Annotated in this window: 15 protein-coding genes and 1 riboswitch; of the genes, 2 read left to right on the forward strand and 13 right to left on the reverse strand. The window is 36.6% G+C overall.

What is annotated here, in order from left to right; all coding sequences use genetic code 11:
- Together HU235_RS17375 and HU235_RS17380 are read right to left on the reverse strand one after the other, a co-directional pair.
- Window positions 1-235: hypothetical protein (locus HU235_RS17375; RefSeq protein ID WP_217451455.1), on the reverse strand; the 235-nt coding region annotated here is incomplete at its 3' end.
- 753 nt (window positions 236-988) lie between these two features.
- Window positions 989-4,018: an efflux RND transporter permease subunit gene (locus HU235_RS17380; RefSeq protein ID WP_174881031.1), complete on the reverse strand. Its 3,030-nt coding sequence runs from the start codon at window positions 4,016-4,018 to the stop codon at window positions 989-991.
- Between the two features lie 242 nt (window positions 4,019-4,260).
- Between HU235_RS17380 and HU235_RS17385 the strand changes: the two genes are divergently transcribed.
- A complete protein-coding gene (locus tag HU235_RS17385) occupies window positions 4,261-4,557 on the forward strand; it encodes a hypothetical protein (protein WP_095297329.1) in 297 nt (98 codons plus the stop codon).
- Between the two features lie 17 nt (window positions 4,558-4,574).
- Complete coding sequence (locus HU235_RS17390) at window positions 4,575-4,904, forward strand: DUF2085 domain-containing protein (RefSeq protein ID WP_174881032.1); 330 nt, start codon at window positions 4,575-4,577, stop codon at window positions 4,902-4,904.
- Window positions 4,905-5,054: 150 nt separating this feature from the next.
- Here HU235_RS17390 and HU235_RS17395 read toward each other — a convergent pair whose 3' ends face one another.
- The 11 genes from HU235_RS17395 to HU235_RS17445 all read right to left on the reverse strand — a co-directional run bounded on the left by HU235_RS17395 (window position 5,055) and on the right by HU235_RS17445 (window position 19,629).
- Window positions 5,055-5,582 (reverse strand): type 1 glutamine amidotransferase domain-containing protein, encoded by a 528-nt coding sequence (locus HU235_RS17395; protein WP_095297325.1) that lies wholly within the window; start codon window positions 5,580-5,582, stop codon window positions 5,055-5,057.
- Between the two features lie 167 nt (window positions 5,583-5,749).
- Entirely contained in the window at window positions 5,750-6,694 is a 945-nt protein-coding gene (locus HU235_RS17400; RefSeq protein ID WP_095297323.1) for a sugar-binding transcriptional regulator, read from the reverse strand.
- 333 nt (window positions 6,695-7,027) lie between these two features.
- Entirely contained in the window at window positions 7,028-9,040 is a 2,013-nt protein-coding gene (gene tkt / locus HU235_RS17405) for a transketolase (RefSeq protein ID WP_174881033.1), read from the reverse strand.
- 43 nt (window positions 9,041-9,083) lie between these two features.
- Complete coding sequence (locus HU235_RS17410) at window positions 9,084-9,959, reverse strand: 6-phosphofructokinase (protein ID WP_174881034.1); 876 nt, start codon at window positions 9,957-9,959, stop codon at window positions 9,084-9,086.
- A 137-nt stretch (window positions 9,960-10,096) separates the two neighbouring features.
- Window positions 10,097-11,221 carry a histidine kinase N-terminal domain-containing protein gene (locus tag HU235_RS17415; RefSeq protein WP_095297317.1) on the reverse strand — a complete coding sequence of 375 codons (1,125 nt, stop codon included), beginning with the start codon at window positions 11,219-11,221 and terminating at the stop codon, window positions 10,097-10,099.
- Window positions 11,222-11,421: 200 nt separating this feature from the next.
- Window positions 11,422-12,105, reverse strand: coding sequence for an ECF transporter S component (locus HU235_RS17420; protein ID WP_145581362.1), 684 nt, complete (start codon window positions 12,103-12,105; stop codon window positions 11,422-11,424).
- Window positions 12,087-13,736, reverse strand: a complete 1,650-nt coding sequence (locus tag HU235_RS17425) for an ABC transporter ATP-binding protein (RefSeq protein WP_174881035.1) — start codon at window positions 13,734-13,736, stop codon at window positions 12,087-12,089. The genes HU235_RS17420 and HU235_RS17425 overlap by 19 nt, the downstream gene beginning before the upstream one ends.
- Window positions 13,709-14,596 carry an energy-coupling factor transporter transmembrane component T gene (locus HU235_RS17430; RefSeq protein WP_174881036.1) on the reverse strand — a complete coding sequence of 296 codons (888 nt, stop codon included), beginning with the start codon at window positions 14,594-14,596 and terminating at the stop codon, window positions 13,709-13,711. Before HU235_RS17430 ends, HU235_RS17425 begins: the two co-directional genes overlap by 28 nt.
- A complete protein-coding gene (locus tag HU235_RS17435; protein WP_095297309.1) occupies window positions 14,596-15,486 on the reverse strand; it encodes a DUF4430 domain-containing protein in 891 nt (296 codons plus the stop codon). The genes HU235_RS17430 and HU235_RS17435 overlap by 1 nt, the downstream gene beginning before the upstream one ends.
- A gap of 115 nt (window positions 15,487-15,601) precedes the next feature.
- Window positions 15,602-17,641, reverse strand: a complete 2,040-nt coding sequence (locus HU235_RS17440; protein WP_174881037.1) for a DUF4430 domain-containing protein — start codon at window positions 17,639-17,641, stop codon at window positions 15,602-15,604.
- Between the two features lie 157 nt (window positions 17,642-17,798).
- Window positions 17,799-17,989: riboswitch (cobalamin riboswitch) on the reverse strand.
- 296 nt (window positions 17,990-18,285) lie between these two features.
- Entirely contained in the window at window positions 18,286-19,629 is a 1,344-nt protein-coding gene (locus HU235_RS17445; protein WP_174881038.1) for a C40 family peptidase, read from the reverse strand.
- Between the last annotated feature and the right edge of the window lie 439 nt (window positions 19,630-20,068).

Raw genomic sequence — 20,068 nt, forward strand, 5'->3', positions numbered from 1 at the left:
CTATTTCATCGTTCATATTTGATACTTTATTTTCAATCGTAGCTGATGAAACAAAATAAACAACATTACCAATAATCAAACTAGGAATAAGTGTAAATAATAGCAAAAACAAAATTATTCTTGATTTTAATGTCATCCCAACAAATAGTTGAGGAAGCTTAAATTGATTCTTTCGATCTTTTTGTCGTTTCTTACTTATTGCTGGTTTCTGTTTTGGTTGTTTTCTTGTACGCAAACCTATTTCCCCCTACCTGAATAAATTTCAATATCCCCATATTAAAATGAAACGATGTTTCTTAAACTTTGCTGCTTTATATATATTTCTTTGATTTACCTTTGCAAGTAAAACATAAGAGTCATACTCTCTTAATATTTTGAACTAGTTTTACGTCCTCCTTCATTGCAACTCTTCGAAGGAGTCTCTTAAATCCTCTACTAACAATCTATTCTTGAAAAAATCCAACACTAGTACAGGAGTTACATATGTATTCGCTTCCAATTATACTATAATTCTCCTATATTTTCTTTAAAATCCCGAAAAAAATAGTGATATTTTACTATTTTTTATAGTTAGTAATTGGAATGTATGTAGTCTATAACGAAGTAGGATATATAGATTATAAATTAATGTACTACATCTATCTTAATGGAGATGTTTTAATAAAGTAGTTTTTTTCTTAAACATTAATTTTAAGACATAAGTAAATTGCGGGGAAGTATTTTTATATGTTTCGGCTAAAATATAACTTACTTCCTATATATCATAATCACGTTCTCGTTCTTCAATGTCTAATAAAAACAAATATCAATACTAAAAAGGTGCAAGCTCCAACAAAACTTTTGCTCCAATTCCAGTTATAAAGGAAACGATTGCAAAAACGATAATAAAAGATGGATACGTAACGTAAGAACAAATTTACGGAAAGTAACTTTTTAATAGGAAAGGACCAGTATCCTTGATAATAGGCTACTGGTCCTTTTCCTATTGTTAACTTGCTATTGTTTCATTTACATTCTCTTTCGCTAATCTTTGCTTCTTCGCCTTTTTGAAATGTAACAGCTCATAAATGACCGGAATGACGACTAAGGTCAACACAGTTGCGACACTTAATCCTCCAATAACAACTACTGCTAAGCTTGAAGATACAAGGTTACCCGCTTCAGCTTCCTTGAAAAGTAACGGGAGCATTGCACTTATTGTCGCAACTGCTGTCATAATAATTGGACGCATTCTTACAGATGCTGCTTCTACAAGGGCATCACGGATAATCATTGTTTCTTCATTTTGTTTGACTCGATCAAGTAATACAATCGCATTTGTGACAACGATTCCGATTAACATTAATGCGCCTAATAATGTCGTAACGTCAACGGTAATGCCACTGATGATAATACCTAAAATTGCACCGATTGCCGCGAGTGGTAATGAGAAAAGAATCGCAATTGGGGCACGCATCGTTTTGAATGTAATAAGCATAATTAAGAACACAATCCCAATTGAAGCTAGCATCGTCATAAATAAATCATTAAAATCGCTTGCTTGGTCAACACTTGCTCCTCCGATTAAAACCTCAGTATTATCCGGGATTTCTATGCCATCCTTTTCCCCATCACCAAATATCTTTTGATTGACTTCACTTGAGATGGCTGAAAGTTTTTCTGGCTCAATGGTTGCTGTGACTCGAATATATTGTTCACCATCTTTATGGAATGAGCTTGTCGGCTCTTCATTCCTTTCAAGCTTCGCAACTTTCGAAATCGGTGTCATCCCTGTTTCGGTCATAATTGGTACATTTGACAAGTCCTTTTCAGTTTCAGGATTATATAATGGTTCAAGCATAACTGCTGTTTGGATGTTATTCATCTCAATCATTCCAAGTGGTGTTTGGTTCAGCATGACAGCTGCTTGACTAGAAATTTGGTCAGCCTTCGCAACACTCGGATTGACTGCAAATGAGTAAACAACCTTCGTTTCTTCTTGATTTGTGCTTACTTTTTCAATGCCATCAATATCCTTAATCTCAGCCCGAACCTTTTCAGAAACAGTAATTAGTTCGTCAAGATTATCACCGACAACATCGATTGTAATGGAGGTTGCTCCACCACCCATGAGAGAAGCCTCTGTAGCTTCTAGTGTTGCATTTTTATATTCATCCTTTTGGGAATTTATCTTTTTAACAACTTCTTTACTATCTACATCTTTTTCGAGGGTAGTCAAAATTTGTGCCTCTGTTGGATTACCTACACCACCATATTTAGCTGCATCTTGATCATTTCCTACTTGAAGGTAAACATTTTTTACCCCATCTTGCGCTAATACAAATTCCTCTAGTTTTTCAGCACCTGTTTTTACCGTTTCAATAGGTGTCTCATTTGGATAAGTTAAGCCAACATAAACATAATCTGGTTTCGTTTTATTTACAGATCCCTTAGGTAAGACTAAATAAGCACCGACTGAGCCAGCAAATACAATAAATGCAGTAAGCAATACAACCCATTTATGATTTAATGACCATGTTAACATTTTTGCAAATTTAACTGATGGCTGATGCTCTTTAATTTTTGCATGTTTAAGTAATCCAGCACTCATGACAGGCACGACTGTAATCGCAACAATTAACGAAGCTAATAATGAGTAGGTAATTGTTAACGCAAATGGTAATAGGAAATCTTGTAGACTACCATTTAACAGACCCATCGGTAAGAATACAGCAACTGTTGTTAAGGTAGAAGCAGTAATCGCTTTTCCAACCTCTTTTGTTGCATCAATTACCATTGCAACTGAAAATTTTTCTGTTTGGGAACGACGGAAAATATTTTCAATGACGACGATACTATCATCGACTAAACGGCCAACTGCGACGGCTACTCCACCGAGTGTTAAAATATTTAAGGTTACACCTGATTGTGACAATAAAAACAGAGTAAACCCTAAAGATAACGGAATTGATACGATTGTAATTAATGTTGAGCGTAGGTTACGTAGGAATATCATAATAACAATTGTTGCAAATAGAGCACCTAACAATACTTCCTTAATCATACTGTGGACAGAGGACTCAACAGAATCAGACGTTGCTAAAATCACATTTGCCTCAAGATTGTCATATTTTTCATTTATTTCATCAGATACTTTTTCAATTTCCTTACTAATGGATACAGCGTTTGAATGGCTATCTTTTGTTGCAATTAAAACAAATCCGTCCTTACCATTTAACTTTGTTAATGTCTTATCCTGCTTTTCGACAGACACGCCTGCTATATCCTTAAGTGGTACAGCTGGTATGACCTCAGTGTTTTGTAGCTTCTCTAATGTATTCACATCACCAATTACTTTTATATTTGCTGTTTTACCATCAATCTCTTTTTCTCCAACAGCTGTTGCAAGATTTTGTCCTTGAAGGAGAGTCATGACACTTTCCATTGTGACCTGCTTCTCAGCCATTTTCTTTTCATCTAACTTCACTGAAATGTACGATGGAATTTTTCCATTCATTTGAATGTCTGCTACACCAGCGATATCCTTATAATATGGAACGATTTCTTCCTCTGCATATTCTATTGTTTTTGGCGTCACTCCTTCATCAAAGGTTAAAGCAATATATGAGATCGGGATCATTGATGTATTAAGTTGAACAACATTTGGCTTTGAAACATTTGCTGGAAGGGTCACATTCGCAAGTGCTTCCTCAATTTCTCGCTTTGCTTCCTTCTTATCAATCGTTGATTCAAAATTAATATCAATTGAGGAATAGCCATCACCTGTTGTTGAAAAGACATTCGTTTTTCCATTTACACTATTTACTGCCTTCTCAATTGGCGTTGTTACTTGCTCCTCCATCATCTTTGTATCTAAGCCTTCACCAACTGTAACAACTGAGATGAATGGTTGATCTGCTGATGGCAAAAACTCCATCGGCAATCTGAAATAGCTTAATACCCCCATAACTAAAATAAGCATGGACAGTAAAGTTACAGCTGCTTTGTTCTTAAAAGACCATTTTGTAAACCAAGACATGTTCTTAAGCTCCTTCCAATTTTTCCATTTAATGTTTTCTTGCTAACCTGTCATTATTTTAATTGGAAAAACTGGAGGCTATAATTGCCTTAAGCTGTAAAAGCATCTACGACTTCAGACGTATTTCACTTTAGTCCTTTAAATTACTCAATATTTTTTCGTTAACAGTACTTAACTTTTGACTATTTATGTTTAAAATAGAACATAGCAGCATGAGATACTAGTGAGAGGAGAGAAGTCTGATGTTTTTTATGATGTTAACAACTTTAATGAGCTTGCTTTTAACTGGTATTGTCTTAATCTTTCATTCTTCCTATTTAATTGGCGGTGGAATGTTATTAGCTGGAGGAAATTTTTATTATTTCTTTAGCAACTATTATAAAAAAAGAAAAGCGAAACAAAAAAAGAAATCTAACGAAGGATATACGGATTGGACCTGTGATTGCGTCAGTATGGACTGTTCAAATGTTAAGACTTTCAAAAAAATGGATTGTGATCGCGGCCCTGATTGTGATTGTACTCCAGACTGCTCAAATTAATATAGAGGTGGATAGTAGTGAGAGAGCTTATTGAGATGATTCCATGTCATCGAATCCCTGAAAGATGTTTACATATAAACGGCAAACCGATGTCCTTGTGCACAAGGTGCTTCGCCATCTTACTCGGCTATATATTTACTCCAATTGCAGTTTTTGCTGCTCTATCAATCCCCATTTGGGTTTCTATCCTGATGGCTGTCCCAATGTTAATCGACGGTTTCACTCAACGTTGGAATTGGCGAAAAAGCTCAAATTCAATCCGTTTTCTTACAGGCTTCACATTTGGCATTGGGCAGGCACTCTTTATTTCAACTGTAGTATGGAAAACAGTTGAATGGCTGAATTGACGATGAGGTAATCCTTTTAAATTTCAGGGCTAATCTAGAAAACTAAGAATATAGAAGAGGCATCGCTACCGAGCTCACTGCACAATAGCCTTCATACAAAACGCTTGGAATTGAATCTAAATATTCACTCCAAGCGTCCGCTTTAATTGTTTATTTTCTATCTTCTAATACACGGATGAATTCCCTCATATAATCTGGCAAATCTGGTGGACGTCTGCTTGAAACAAGATGACCATCAACTACAACTGCTTCATCATGCCAAATCGCCCCGGCATTTTCCATATCATCTTTAATACCTGGTGTACTTGTGACGTTCCGACCTGATAACATTTTTGCCGAAATTAGTACCCATCCAGCATGGCAAATTTGACCAATCGGCTTTTTCTGTTCATCCATCTGTTGCACAAATTCAAGCACCTCTTCGAAGCGACGAATCTTATCTGGTGCCCAACCCCCAGGCACAAGCAAAGCGTCATAATCATTTGCAGAAACATCTGAAAAGGCATAGTCTGATGTAGCTGGAACACCATATTTACCGATATACTTTACATTTGCATCTTCACCGGCTAAATGCACAATTGCACCTTCCTCACGTAAACGATGAATCGGATACCATAACTCTAAATCCTCAAACTCATCATGAACAAAGCTTAACACCTTTTTACCTGTTAATCTCATAATGTTTGTCCTCCTTTTTTTCCGAATAGTGGATCGGTTTTCTTAGTTCAATTAAAAGTTTCCTAACTTCTAGGCGCATTTAAAATGCACAAATACTAAGTATAACTGTTTATACTTTTATTAACAAAAAAAGTCATATAGGTGTATATATACCCTTTATGACTTTTTTAATAATCCATTTCAATTAGTAAGCTAGCTGTTTGTTCATCTGTTATTAATACATTCGCATACTTTCCCTTTAACGCTCCGTAAATCGCCTTTACCTTTTTAGAACCGCCTGCGACAAGAATTGATTTTTCCTTTTTAGAAAGCTCATCAAGTTCAATTCCAATTGTGCGGTTATTTAAATTCTCTACACAAATTTCCCCATTTTTATCAAAAAACCTTGAACAAATTTCTCCAACCGCCTTTGATTGAATTAAATGCTGCTCTTCCTTTGAAAAATATTCTGCCTGTAATAGAACCGAATCAACAACAGGTGTCCCTACGCTGAAAACCGCTATATTTGCCTGTTTACCCAATTTTAGTATTTTATGAATATGGCGGTCAGCCTCTATAGCCTGCTTGACAACAATATGATCAACAATTGCTGGTAACGGTAACAAAAACGTTTGGGTATTAAATGCTTCTCCAAATAAATGAATGATTTCTGAAGCATATGTTTTTGTTTCAGAATGACTTACTCCACCATTTAATTGGACAACCTTAGTATTTTTAACTGGCTTCGGCTTAAGTTTTGTAGCTAATTCATACACTGTTGTTCCCCATGAAGTAGCGATTAAATCGTCATCTTTTACAACTTTATTTAAATAGCTAGCAGCAACCTCACCTAGATGTCGTTTAATTAATGTATGGTCATATTCTGAAACTGAGGCAATAATGACTTCCTTAAGTCCGAACTTTTCTTTAAGCCGTTCAGTCAGAACCTCACCTGCTTCAACAGGATTATGAATTTTCACTTCAACGATGCCTGTATCTTTAGCTTGTTTTAATAACCTGGAAACAGTTGGTCTAGATACATCTAGTTTTTTAGCTATCTCCTGCTGACTGTAATCTAATTGGTAATAGAGTCTAGCAACTTCAATGATTTTTGTAAGCTTTTCTTTTTCCATTTATACAGCACCTATTTTATTTGTTTTTGCTGTTTTCGCATCCCTTGTTGCTTGCAAGTTTATTTACAGTAACCTAGGTTGATTTCTCGTTGCAGGCATTCTCTTTCCACGGACGAACATGGGGAGCATCCTTGTCATTATAGCTCCTATTGGTTCCCCTTGTACCGCTTCTCCCACAGGAGACTCATGCCTTTCACTCTAACCAACAATTATTTAAACTAAGCACTTGCTATAAACAATAATCTTTACGAAAAAAGCCTTGCTTCATGATGCATTATCATGTGAAAAGAAGAGGCTGACTACATTTAAATAAAGTCAGCCTCGATATTTTGCTTATCCTTGAATAAGTTTTTTCACACGAGCAACAACGTTCTCAACTGTGAAGCCATATTCAGCTAAAATACGTTTTTCTGGAGCAGATGCACCAAATGTATTGATTGCTAAAATGTCTCCTTCATCACCAGTATAGCGATCCCATCCTAGTGGAGAAGCCATTTCAATTGCTAAACGTTTCTTCACTTCTTTTGGTAATACAGAACGTTTGTATTCTTCTGATTGTGCCTCGAAGCGATCCCATGCAGGCATACTTACTACTGCTGCATCGATTCCTTCACCAGCTAAAACTTCTTGCGCTTCAATCGCTAAGCCAACTTCTGAACCAGAAGCAAGAAGGAGAACATCTGCTGTTTCCTTTTTAGCAGGTGATACAACGTAAGCACCCTTTTGAACGCCTTCATACGCAGTTTCTTTTGTACCTTTAATTGTTTTTAAGTTTTGACGAGTTAATACTAATGCAGTTGGAGTTGATGTTGATTCAATTGCTGATTTCCAAGCTGCAGCAGTTTCATTACCATCTGCCGGACGAACAACAGAAAGATTTGGCATTGCACGTAATGAAGCAAGCTGTTCGATTGGCTCATGTGTAGGACCATCCTCACCAACCGCAATACTATCATGTGTAAATACATATGTTACTGGTAGATTCATTAATGCTGCCAGGCGAATAGCTGGACGTAAGTAATCAGAGAAAACAAAGAAGGTTCCACCGAATACATGTAAGCCACCGTGTAAAGCCATACCATTTAATGCTGCACCCATCGCAAATTCACGTACGCCGAACCAGATATTACGTCCGCCATAGTTGTCTCTTGCATAATCTCCAGCACCGTTAATTGTCGTTTTATTTGATCCTGCTAAGTCAGCTGAACCACCAAAGAATGATGGAAGATTTTTTGCAATTCCGTTTAATACTTCACCTGAAGAAGCACGTGATGCAAGACTTGAACCTTCCTCATAAACTGGAATGTCCTTATCCCAGCCTTCTGGAAGCTCACCGCTAATTGCTGTTTGGAATTGTTTTCCTAGTTCAGGATATTCTTTGCTATATGCAGCAACTAATTCATTCCATTCATTTTCTTTTGCTTGTCCTGCTTCTTTAACTGTTTTCTTGAAGTGCTCATATACTTCTTCTGGTACATAGAAATCCTCTTCAAAGGTCCAGTTGTAAGCTTCTTTAGTTAATTTAATTTCCTCTGCACCAAGTGGAGAACCGTGAGAAGCAGATTTACCAGCTTTGTTTGGAGAACCATAACCGATAGTTGTTCTTACTTCAATTAAAGTTGGTTTGTCTAATTCTTGTTGAGCTTGTTCAATTGCTTTTGAAATTTCGTTCAAGTCGTTTCCATCTTCAACGCGAATTACTTGCCATCCTTGTGCTGTGAAACGTTGTTCAACATTTTCAGAGAAGGATTTATGTAAATCTCCATCTAGAGAAATATCATTTGAATCGTAAAGAACAACGAGACGACCAAGCTTTAAATGCCCTGCTAAAGATGCTGCTTCAGATGAAATACCTTCCATCAAATCACCATCTCCGCAAATTGCATATGTAAAGTGGTCAACAACATTATAAGAAGGCTTGTTGTAAGTTTCAGCTAAATGACGTTCTGCCATTGCCATACCGACTGCCATTGCAATCCCTTGTCCAAGTGGACCAGTTGTTGCATCAACACCAGCAGTGTGACCGAATTCTGGGTGTCCAGGAGTTTTACTTCCCCATTGTCTAAATGATTTTAAATCATCCATAGATACGTCATAACCAGTTAAATGCAATAGGCTATATAGAAGCATAGAACCATGGCCTGCAGAAAGGACAAAGCGATCACGGTTAAACCAGCTTGGATTTGATGGATTAACGTTCATAAATTTTGTCCATAAAGTATACGCCATTGGTGCTGCACCCATCGGCATACCTGGGTGACCAGAGTTTGCTTTTTCAATTGCATCAATTGACAATGTACGAATTGTTTCAATTGATAATTTTTCTGTTTGTGTTAATTCACTCATTTTCATTTCCCTCCGTTAATTACATTTTTTTGACTAGCAGTAATTAGTTTACCTTAACTGCCTCATCAAATAAGACGCGACCTTCCTGAATTAGCAATTGTCCTGATGGCTGATTTGATAAAGTCCATTCTAAGACTGCCTTTTTTAATTGATTTGCTAAAAGACGATCAATAGCAGTTGGATATGGTCCACCACATTGTGACTCTTCAATTTCAACCACCTTCCAGTCTAGGTCAAAATCCTGAAAATGTACAGCCAATGCATTCGGATCGACTGATTCATTCATTAGGAAAAACGTATATGTCTCATCATTTGCTTCTTTGTTGCGAATATGCTCTTTTAATTGTGCAATTTTTTCCTCACTAACGTTGTCAACAACCTCTGCCTCAACAGCTAGCGCTGAATTCGTTAATAATGCTGATATACCTTGACCTGGGATTTGGATATTAAATAATCGAACCTTCCCGTATAATAAAGAGCTCGCTGTATCTCTAACACTTTCAATACATTCGACAATTGAATTTAACGCTGTATCATATCCAAGCGTAAATTGGTTGCCCTTAATATTATTAAAAATACTGACCGGAACATACAAGTGATTTGCTGTAAAGGAAATATTTTTCGCTTCATTTCCACCTAATACGATAATTTTATCTAAGGCAGATAGCTCCTCGGAAATTTCCTTCGTATGTTCATTCCAAGCCTCGATTGGGAAGCTAGTCAATACATTTCGATGCGAACTTAACTGACTAGTCGAATTCTTTACCGTCAAATCATTAAGTTCAATTCTTTTTGAAAATTTATTATATTCAAGCCCAAAAACCGTTTCCCCTTGTTTAGCCAATCCGTCAATAAGAGGACGAACGATTAGACTTGTACCTGCTGAAGCCAAACCTAAATGAACTAAACCTATTTTCATTCGACGTAACCTCCCTTACACAGAAATTCCGTTCAACACAAAGTGAACAATTGTTACCATAGTTAGTATACATGAAAGGAGGAAAAAGATAAATAATAAAAAACGGTAATTTTCAAAAAATATCGACTTTATCTGTTCTAGCTTTTTCTATCAGCTATTGGGAGGCGAATGATAAAGGATGTAAACTTATCATTTGATTCACATAAAATCGTTCCATTATGTTTTTCGATTATCGTCTTACAAACGTAGAGCCCGATCCCTGTTCCAATCCTTTTCGTCGTGTAAAAAGGTTCAAAGATCGCCTCTCTCCTCTCATCTGGAATTTTTGGTCCATTGTTTGTAATCGAAAAGATGATTACATCATCCTTTTTGTCACTTTTTATCGATATAACCCCTTTTGCTGATCGTTCCTTTATTGCATCTATTGAATTTAGAATGATATTTACTAGCACTTGTTTAATTTCGTCTTTAACAGCAAAAATCATACAGGCTGGATCAATTTCCGTATTTATCTCAACATCAGCATCTACAATGCTTGGGTATAAAAAGGATAAAATTTCGTTAAGAAGCTCCTCTATTCGAATTTCTTCTGGATGGTTCACAACATTTTCTAACCTTGAAACATGAAGAAATTGTGTGATCCGAAAATTTAATTGATCTAATTCATGTTCGATGGTTTCCATATATTTCAACGAGGGGTTTTCTAGCTTCAACAGCTTCATAAAGCCCATGACCGCAGTAAGTGGATTTCGAAACTCGTGTACAAAGCTTGAGGACATTTGACCAAGAAGTGTTAACCGATCCTGATGAGATTGATTGACAAAGACCATTTTCTTTTTTAGTTCACGATCTTTTATTTCGGCGTATCTCGTTACAGCATGGTAACAAAATTGATCAAAGTGAAGATTTACTTTTTCAATTACTCTATGTAACTCATTATGAGATAGTCCAGACTTCATAAAAGCTGATAATACTAGACGTCTCCCCACGTTTACATTATAGACAAGTTCTCCAATGTTCCTGCTGATTAACACGCGATCCTCCGCTACCCTATACGCAAGCTCCTTCATTGCTTCTTCGGAAACAGATTCAAGTAATACCTTTTTTAGCAAGCTATACATAGCCAGTCCATTTCGTTTGACGATTTCATTCTTGTTTATATCTTCATCCTCTAATATAATCGTTTCCTGCCAAATTTTAATAAATTCGTGTTCATACTGCTCTAGATATCGAACTAACTTTTCCTCTGTTGTTAAATTCATGCTCCCCCACCGCTTTCGTTGTTTGAAATACCTATATAAAATTTTGACAAAATCCGATAAAAACCTTTTTTTGCTTAAGATTTTTTTCTTCAATGCTTACTTTACGTTTCCGTTCCTATTAACATGGCTTAAAAAATAACACTGTTCATACACATCACCAAAATGAAAAAAGTGTTCGTCACACATAAAGTGACAAACACTTATTCAAGCAAACCGTATTTTTTTCTAAACCGCTGCAATATTTTTATCCAGCTATTTGCAAAAACAATGATAAAAAACGCATTAGAGACAGCATGAGCTAAATCAAAATAAATGCTTGCCGCATAATACTTAATGACTTCCTCTAAACGAAAATTATCGCCGAGACTTACGACATACCATAAATTCATAATCCAACCATATACTATTCCAGAGGTAAATCCATAAATAACTCTTCCATATGTCCTTTGCATAAACGATGTATTCCGTAAAAATCCCGCAACCAAACCGAGCATTCCCCATGAATACATTTGCCAAGGTGTCCAAGGACCTTGCCCTAAAAACAAATTAGATACTAATGCAGCAAGCGCCCCAACAACAAAGCCACTTTCTGCTCCAAAGACAAGTCCCGTCATGATGATGACAAATGATGTAGGCTGCACACTGGGGATCGCGGCAAATGGTACACGGCTTACTGCAGCAATTGCAGCTAATACCGCTAGCATGACAAGCTCTCTCCCAGTGACACGCCTTTTCTCAAAGCGAATAACAAAAGGGAGAAACGTTAATAAAGTGATGATTCCACTTACTAGCAAAAAATGCCTGTTAACAAGAAGTGGTGTCAAAATAAGAAGGCAGCCAATAATGACAATGCTCGAAATAAGGATTACTCGTGTACGCGCCAATATTCCTTTGCCTCCTCTACCGTTAATACACTCGGTACATCGCTTCCTCTCGTCATCCGATTGAGTACAGTTGTATAAAATGCATTTCCCTGAAAAAAGTCCTTTGCTGCCGCTGCAGTTGTAATGGACCCTTGGAACATCATTGCACATCTTGTTGCATATTTTGCGGCGAATTCAATATCATGTGTTACCATGACAATTGTTAAGCCCTCATTCTGTAATGACTTTAATAAATCGCCAAATCTTAACTTTGCCTCTGGATCAAGACCTTTTGTCGGCTCATCAACAAGGAGAAGCTTTGGTTTTGCTAAAAGCACCCCTGCAAGTGCGGCTTTCTGCATTTCTCCTCCACTTACATCGTATGGATGGTGATGCTTAATATGGTGAAGCTGAAAAACATCAGCTAACCGTTCAATTTCCGCTTTTCCCTTTTCAAGTTGCTGAAGCTTTATAATCTCTAGCCATTCGGACTCAATTGTATCCTGTACAAAAAACAGCTTTGGGTTTTGTGGGAGATAGCCAATTTCAGTTGGTAACTGTCTTTTTCTCTTTTTCCCTTGATAATAGACTGAGCCACACTGCGCCTTTTCAAGACCTGCCATAATTTTTAATAATGTTGATTTTCCAGTCCCATTTGCCCCAACAATTGAAAGCCATTCTCCTTGATAGACTGTTAACGATAACCGATCAAGAATTTTCGCAGTATCCTTATCATATTGAAAATCAATATCCTTTAATTTCAACAGTTCCTCTGAAAACCTTTTTGCTATGTTAGGCACTGTTACTGCTTCAACCTTGTGCTTCTTAAGCCAGCTCTTACCTTCCTTTACCGACAATGGAATCAGTTCATTCTGGATCACCTTTGAATGCTCAATATATAATCTTGCTGGACTTGGTAAATAAGGATATAACGGATGATTTCTGTTTTGAGCAAGGCTGCTGATTACCTCTCTCGGGTGATCAAATGCAGCAATTTCACCCTCAACTAAGACTATCGTTCGATCGGCAATCCCGAAAAGCTCCTCCAACCGATGCTCTGCAATTATGACAGTTATCCCAAACTCTTCATTCATCGTTTGCAGCATGCCGATAAATTCTCTTGCTGCTACCGGATCTAATTGTGATGTCGGCTCATCAAGCAATAACAATTTAGGCTCTAGCAATAAGACAGAGGCTAAGTTAACCAATTGCTTCTGTCCACCTGATAACTCATGTGTTTTGCGATTTAGCAAGCCTTCTAGCCCGAAGAAATGAACAATTTCTGCAACACGCTTTCTCATTTCCTCCGTCGATGCTCCCATATTCTCCAGGCCAAAAATCAGCTCCTGTAACACATTATCCATGACAATTTGATTTTCCGGATCTTGAAAAACCATTCCAATATTTTGTGCCATCTGCTCTGCCGATGCCGTCGATAAAGCTTGTCCTTCAAGGAAAAACTCTCCTTCTATCGTACCGTGTGGAGCAATTTCTCGTTTGATTAGCCTTAGTAAGGTAGATTTTCCGCTTCCAGATGGCCCACATAATACAATAAACTCACCTTGTTGAATCGTAAACGAAAGATCATTTACAACACGCTTCTTTTCATCAGGATATGTAAAGCTTACATGCTTCGCTTCCAAAAATGCCATCGTATCCCCTCCCTTCCTTCAATTAAAAGCGGTGAACTTAAATATATGAAATAAAGAAACAGATAAAACCATTCTCTTCCTTGAATCGACATCGTTTCTAGTATTGGATAAATACTTAACACTCCATCACCTAGCCACCAACCAAATAACGCTATCGTAAACAGTGCAAGGATGTAAATGATCGCTAGCAAATCCTTCCCCTTCAGCTTATAAGGCGTATACTTACTTCGTTTTTTCACTCCATACCCTCTGGCCGCCATTGAATCTGCTGTTTGAATCGCATCCTCCAATGACCATGTAAGCAATATTTGCACGAGCAAGATGCCGTTTTTCGCTCGTTCCTTTAGCTTTCCTTCAATTACTGAAAGGCCTTTCCCTTTTTGGACAACCTCAATTTCCTTCAATCGTCTTCGTAATAGAGGGACAAACCTCATCGAAAGCATTGTCAGCAATGCCCATTGTGGTAACCATTTTGCAAATAAAAATAAAAATTTATCTGCGGTTATCACATGATTATACGAGGCAAACAAAACGATAAGAGTAAAAATGGACAATGCCAAAATAAGACCCTGGATTACCGCCTCAAGCATAATCGGGTTATGATGGAAATAAAACAAAATATGTGTTCCGCGATGATTAATAAGTGGATTTATAAGTAAAAAAAAGCCGGTCAGGATGATTAGCATCTTAAACCAATTTTTTAACGCTTTCCCTTTATCTAATTGATAATTAAATAAAATAAAAATAATTGCGCCAACAAGCAAAAACACCGGATGCTTATAAAGCATAACCAGTGCTGCTGCCCCAACATAATATAAAAAAAGTACAAAAGGGTGGAAAGCATGAACCCCTCTAGACATTACTTTTCATCCTCTACATAATTCGTCGTATAAATCCATTGTACTGTATCCCCATTTTTCACTTGGACTGCACCTGAACTTCTCGTTAATTTCACACCATTCTTTTTAACCATCCAGCCACTTAAAGGTCCTTTATCAAATTCATATAGGTTATTTATCCCTTCCACATAAGCTGAAGAACCACTCCCAGTAACACTAACTTGAATTCCTCTTTGCTTAAGAATGGCTAGCGTTACATCTATTACTGTTTGCCCTTCTTTTATTTCAACCTTTGTAGGTGACAAAATTGTCCCAGTATCACTAACTACTGATACAGTTACCGTCTGTTTTGGTTCTGCCTTCTGAGTTGGTGTTGTTTGCTGCTTATTAGGTGTAGCTGCAGGCTTAGTCGGTTGTTTAGTCGGTTGTTTCTCTTCAGTTGGTTTAGTCGTTGGCGTCTTCTTTGTTGATTGATCCGCGCTATTTGTCGTTGTATTATTTGAAGCTGTGTTATTTGTTGTTGATTTATTTGGTGTCGCTGTATTTTCCTTACCTGTTGTCTCGTTCGTGTTTGTTGAAGTTTTTGGTGCTGTATTTATCGTTTCGTTCTTTTTCGTATTTGATGATGGTTCTGTATTTTCCACAGACTTTTGAGTGCCGGCTGAATCATCTTTTGCTTCCCCATCAGTCTCCTGCTTTTCTTCTATATTATTCGCCGCATCCGTTTGCTTTGATTCAGCTTTTTTATCGGCCTGCTCCTCTTTATCCTGAGTATCGGCTACATTTTCCTCTGAAGCCTTTTCTCCAGCTGCGGATTGGTCTGTCATTGGAACAACTTCATCCTTTGCACAACCGGACATAAAAACAAAAAAAGATAGAAGAGCAATCAACATTATTTTCCCCATCTTCATTTCAAAAACCTCCTATCTCCATTACAGTACAAATTGTCTTTTCTAAGAATTTCATAAACAAGCTGTGGCATAAAAAATAGGAAAACGCCCTCTAAGGATTAAGAGGGCATTTCTATTAAGCGTTTTGCGAGCGACGTCTAGTATAAATAAGTACAGCAGTTCCTATAACCGCAATAACAACACCGATGACAATTAAGTTATAAAGTGGTGTTGCTGTATTTGGAAGCTGATGTCCTTCCGCTTTTTGTGACAGTTCTACATTGCTATTTCCTTCATTCTGATTTACTTTCGAATTATCGGTGTTTGAAGCTTCATTATCAGTTGCTGGAACAGGCTTGTTATTCTCAACTGGAGCCTCTGGTGCTGGTGTCTCAACTTTATTATCGCTATCCTCTTCAGGTACTACTACTTCTGTATCTGGTTGAGAAAATTGATAGATTGAGCTTTTTCCTTCATTTAGATAATCCTGATATGCTAATAACGCTAAAAGCGCTTGTGTGCTTGCCATATAATCGGATTCATTATCAGCAAGTAAATGAGCAAACCCTCCATCTTCTTGCTTAAATGTTAAAAGGTGCTGAATTAGGTTTATATGATTAGAAGCTGATTCTACAGTCGATTGCTTCGTAAACTGTTCCCCTGTTGGATCAACACCAACAGCTGTTAATCCAATAATGACTTGTGCAGTTGTTTCACTGGCGTCTCCACCGTTATATTCGTCACTAAATCCTCCATCATTATCCTGCTCATTAGCAATCCACTCAACTGCCTTATTAATTGCAGACTTAACATTTTCTTGGTCTTGATATGGAGCTAATGCTGTAAGGATCATAGCTGTAATATCGATACTTTCCTTACTGTTAGGTGCTAATGACCAGCCACCAGATTCAAGTTGTTCATTTAATAAATACTTAACAAGAGCTTCTCTTGTCCATTTTGCATTACTTGGAATTTCATAATTCCCACTGTCAAGAGCAATTAATGCATAAGCAACTCCGTTATTTCCTTGAATAGTCATCCGCTCATTATTATAAATTTTTTCTACTAAATCATAGCCAACAAAACTTTTGGCATCTACATTAGCAGAAGTTAAGCTTAAAACAATTTTCTCATAATCTGTAACATTTCTATAGACACCATCTCGATCAATTATTTCTTTTTTAAGCTCTTCTATATATGATTTTGGTAATTCATCGCCAACAATATTTAAAGCAACTGCTGTCATATGGTCTTGAATACCATTTGTTGTAAAATATTTGTCAGCTAAATGATTGATAGTAGCATTTACTGTTTCTTTTGTGACAGGGTCAGCTTCAGGTTGTGGTTCTGGATTTGGTTCTGGGGTTGGGGTTGGATTTGGACTTTCCTCTTCAGGTAGCCCATTACCTGTATCTGGCTCCTCTTCCTCTCCTGAACCTTCATCATCTACCTTTGGTAATCTTAATTCAATATGATCACCACTTTTAGGAATATATGAAGAAAGGCCTTCCATCATTGAAATACCATTTAAATTAACACTCCAATAATCTGTCTCACCTAGCTCTGTGTTCCCTATATTATTTATAAAGGCAAACCAAGTTGAATCGATTGATGCATCTACTTCGACATTAGCTAATTTCCCTGCTAGCTTTACTGCATCATAGCCACTTGAACCTTTAAAAACGGATACCGTTTCATCAAGTATTTTATTTCCCTTTTGATCGATTGCTGATACTGTCACATCAACCTGTTCATATGGATAGCCTGACACTTTAAAGAGAAGGCTATCACCATTTTTTACAGAATAGCCATCAGCTCCTACTGTAGCAGGTTCACCATTAATACTGAGCGTCCAATATTGCCCTGCAGGTAATGTAACATTCCCTATATTATTTATAAATGGTCCGTATGTCGGATCTATTGGTGCATCTAATGGAATATCTTTCGCTTCTGTTATTTCCTTAAGTACATCATATGCAGTTTGTCCTTCCTTTATATTTACAGCTGTTAAAGGTAAAACTGCCTCTCCATTGTGGTCAACAGCTGAAATTGTTGCTCCGTTTTCTAACGATGCTGCTTCAACGTTTTGTGGAGTAAACGAAACAACTTGAAAGATTGCAAGTAACATAATCATAAAAATAGCAATAAACCGTTGTGACAAGTATTGTTTGTTCAAAGAATAACTCCTCCTTTATATGTTTTCCCTTTCTTAACTTAAAGAAAGCAATGCAACAAAAAAACACCCCTATGCAGAGATGTGTTTGTTACAACGATATATAGATAAGAGCTATCTACTTCTTTGTTCTCAAACATCATCCCTATCCGCGTAGGTTATTGATGACAAAAAATAGGCAGGTCTCCTGGCTTATGATCAACACTCACTTTACAACCTTCCCATTAAACAACAGTGGTATATCTGTAAAAGAGCTCCCATTTACAGTGGCGGGACCGCGCCGGATTCACACCGGTCTTCCCTTTTCATGATAGACAGCTAAATCTATCAACCTATTTTTATTCTATTAATTTTTAAAATCATTATATGACTTTTTTATCATAGTCTAGGATAAATCACCTGTCAACGTTTGTCATAGAGTTGTTTCATTTTGTTAAAGAATAAAAAATAAATTTTTTATTTAAAACTTGCAACCTTTTTATATGTTTATTCGTATTATAAGTAGGGAATAAAAATTACAACTATAAATGAGGCTGGCAAATAGTCATAAAATGGTCATCTTTGAGGATTTATTAAGATGGTAAACAGTTAGTCTGGAATCATATAAAAAGGACTAGGTTTACACCTAGCCCTTAATAGACTTCATATTATAAATTCACACGCATAACGCGACCGTTGAATTTTTGTGCCCAGTATCCACTTTTCATATTTGCAATAGCTACACCAGTTGAGCTTTGTGATCCGATAAACTTACCGCCACCAACATAGATACCAACATGTCCATCTTTTTTATACGTATCGAAGAAGACCATATCTCCTGGTTGCATTTGGCTTGCTGGAACGCGAGTACCTGTGTTTTTAAGAGAATCTGTGCTTGCACCAACATTAACACCTACAGTTGAGAATGCCCAAGCTACGAATCCTGAACAGTCAAAACGTCCATTTGCAATATCAGATGCAGATCTTCCGCCACCGAATACATAAACAGAATTGCCGATATATTTATAGCCTGCAGAAATTAAGTCCTGAACAGTTCCATTTGGATTGACAGGTGTTGATGCTACAGTCGTTTCTTTCTTACTAGACTTTGAATCTGATTCTGTAGAATTAGATTCTGTGCTAGATTTTGAAGAGCTAGCATCGGAATTATCACTAGAATTACTGCTTGAATTTGAATTAGTAGCCTGTGAATCTTGTGAAGCCTGTGCAGCTTTTGCTGCTTCTTCTGCAGCTTTTAAAGTAGATTCTTGTAATGCTAATGATTGATCCTTTTGCTCTAAGCTTTGTTTTGCAAGTACCTTAGCAGACTCTTCATCTTTAAGTTTAGCTTTTAATTCGTCATTTTGCTTCTTTTGGTCTTTAACTGTTTCTTGAATACCTTCAATTTCAGCTTTCATGTCTGTTAGCTCTTCTAACTTTTTCACTTTAGCTGCTTGTTTTTCTTTTACAGATTTTTGGTCAGCTTCATGCTGTTGTAATAATTCGTTATCAGCTTCAACAATTTTGCCAACTGCAATTGCACGATTAACGAAATCACCGAAACTAGAAGAACCAACTAATACTTCTAAGTAATCGACATTTCCTCCACTATGTTGGTAGGAGATAGCACGTTGCTTTAAGATCTCAGTGCGATTTTTAATTGTCTCTTCTAAATCTGCGATTTCTGTTTCAAGCTTACTAATTTCAGCATTTGCAGCTGTAATTTGTGCTTCAATTTCTTTCATCTTTTTATTGTTCTCGCTAATTGCTTGGTCAACAGATTTTGCTTGCTCATTTAGTCTAGCAAGTTCCTCTTGAACCTTTTTTAGTTCCTGTTCAGCGTTTTGTATATTTGCTTGAACTTGTGAACGCTCTTGCTGGATTTCAGACGCCGTTTCAGCTTTTGCTGAAGGAATAGCAAATGAACTACCTAATCCAATCATGACAGCCAAATTCATGACAACTAGTTTCTTATTCGACATTCTCTTCCCTACTTTCCAATTCTTATCCATAATCTGCTCCTATGTATCTATAAAATGATTTTTTATTAAAATATCCAATACTATTTTCTTATTTATGTCACAATTAGAAGTATATCATCAAAAAGTGACAAAAATATGTTTTTAATATTACAATTATATTTCAAATATAACAGAAGCCCCTAAAATTTTACTTATTTAGCCACTATAAAACTCTAACATATATTTATAGTGATTACTAGTGTAAAAAAATAGCAGGTATTTGTTACTATAAACTTTTCATGATAACGGTATCATACTACATAATGTCATCATTAGTATAGTTTTTTTGTTAAAATCTATCGAAATTCCCGATTGCTAATGAAATAGATTCTGTTTTTAGTATGACCAATTTAATGAAGGTTTAAACATTGACTAGTTATAAGGAAAATTATCTTTTTAGGTTTTTATTTTTCATCGTTACTATCAAATA

Source organism: Metabacillus niabensis (genome assembly GCF_902829255.1).
Lineage (GTDB): Bacteria > Bacillota > Bacilli > Bacillales > Bacillaceae > Metabacillus > Metabacillus niabensis.

Coding starts and splice junctions, on each gene's coding strand:
- HU235_RS17380 (WP_174881031.1), bottom strand. CDS start 4,018: ATGTCTTGGTTTACAAAATGGTCTTTTAAGAACAAAGCAGCTGTAACT.
- HU235_RS17385 (WP_095297329.1), top strand. CDS start 4,261: ATGTTTTTTATGATGTTAACAACTTTAATGAGCTTGCTTTTAACTGGT.
- HU235_RS17395 (WP_095297325.1), bottom strand. CDS start 5,582: ATGAGATTAACAGGTAAAAAGGTGTTAAGCTTTGTTCATGATGAGTTT.
- HU235_RS17400 (WP_095297323.1), bottom strand. CDS start 6,694: ATGGAAAAAGAAAAGCTTACAAAAATCATTGAAGTTGCTAGACTCTAT.
- tkt (WP_174881033.1), bottom strand. CDS start 9,040: ATGAGTGAATTAACACAAACAGAAAAATTATCAATTGAAACAATTCGT.
- HU235_RS17410 (WP_174881034.1), bottom strand. CDS start 9,959: ATGAAAATAGGTTTAGTTCATTTAGGTTTGGCTTCAGCAGGTACAAGT.
- HU235_RS17415 (WP_095297317.1), bottom strand. CDS start 11,221: ATGAATTTAACAACAGAGGAAAAGTTAGTTCGATATCTAGAGCAGTAT.
- HU235_RS17425 (WP_174881035.1), bottom strand. CDS start 13,736: ATGGCATTTTTGGAAGCGAAGCATGTAAGCTTTACATATCCTGATGAA.
- HU235_RS17430 (WP_174881036.1), bottom strand. CDS start 14,596: ATGTCTAGAGGGGTTCATGCTTTCCACCCTTTTGTACTTTTTTTATAT.
- HU235_RS17435 (WP_095297309.1), bottom strand. CDS start 15,486: ATGAAGATGGGGAAAATAATGTTGATTGCTCTTCTATCTTTTTTTGTT.
- HU235_RS17445 (WP_174881038.1), bottom strand. CDS start 19,629: ATGGATAAGAATTGGAAAGTAGGGAAGAGAATGTCGAATAAGAAACTA.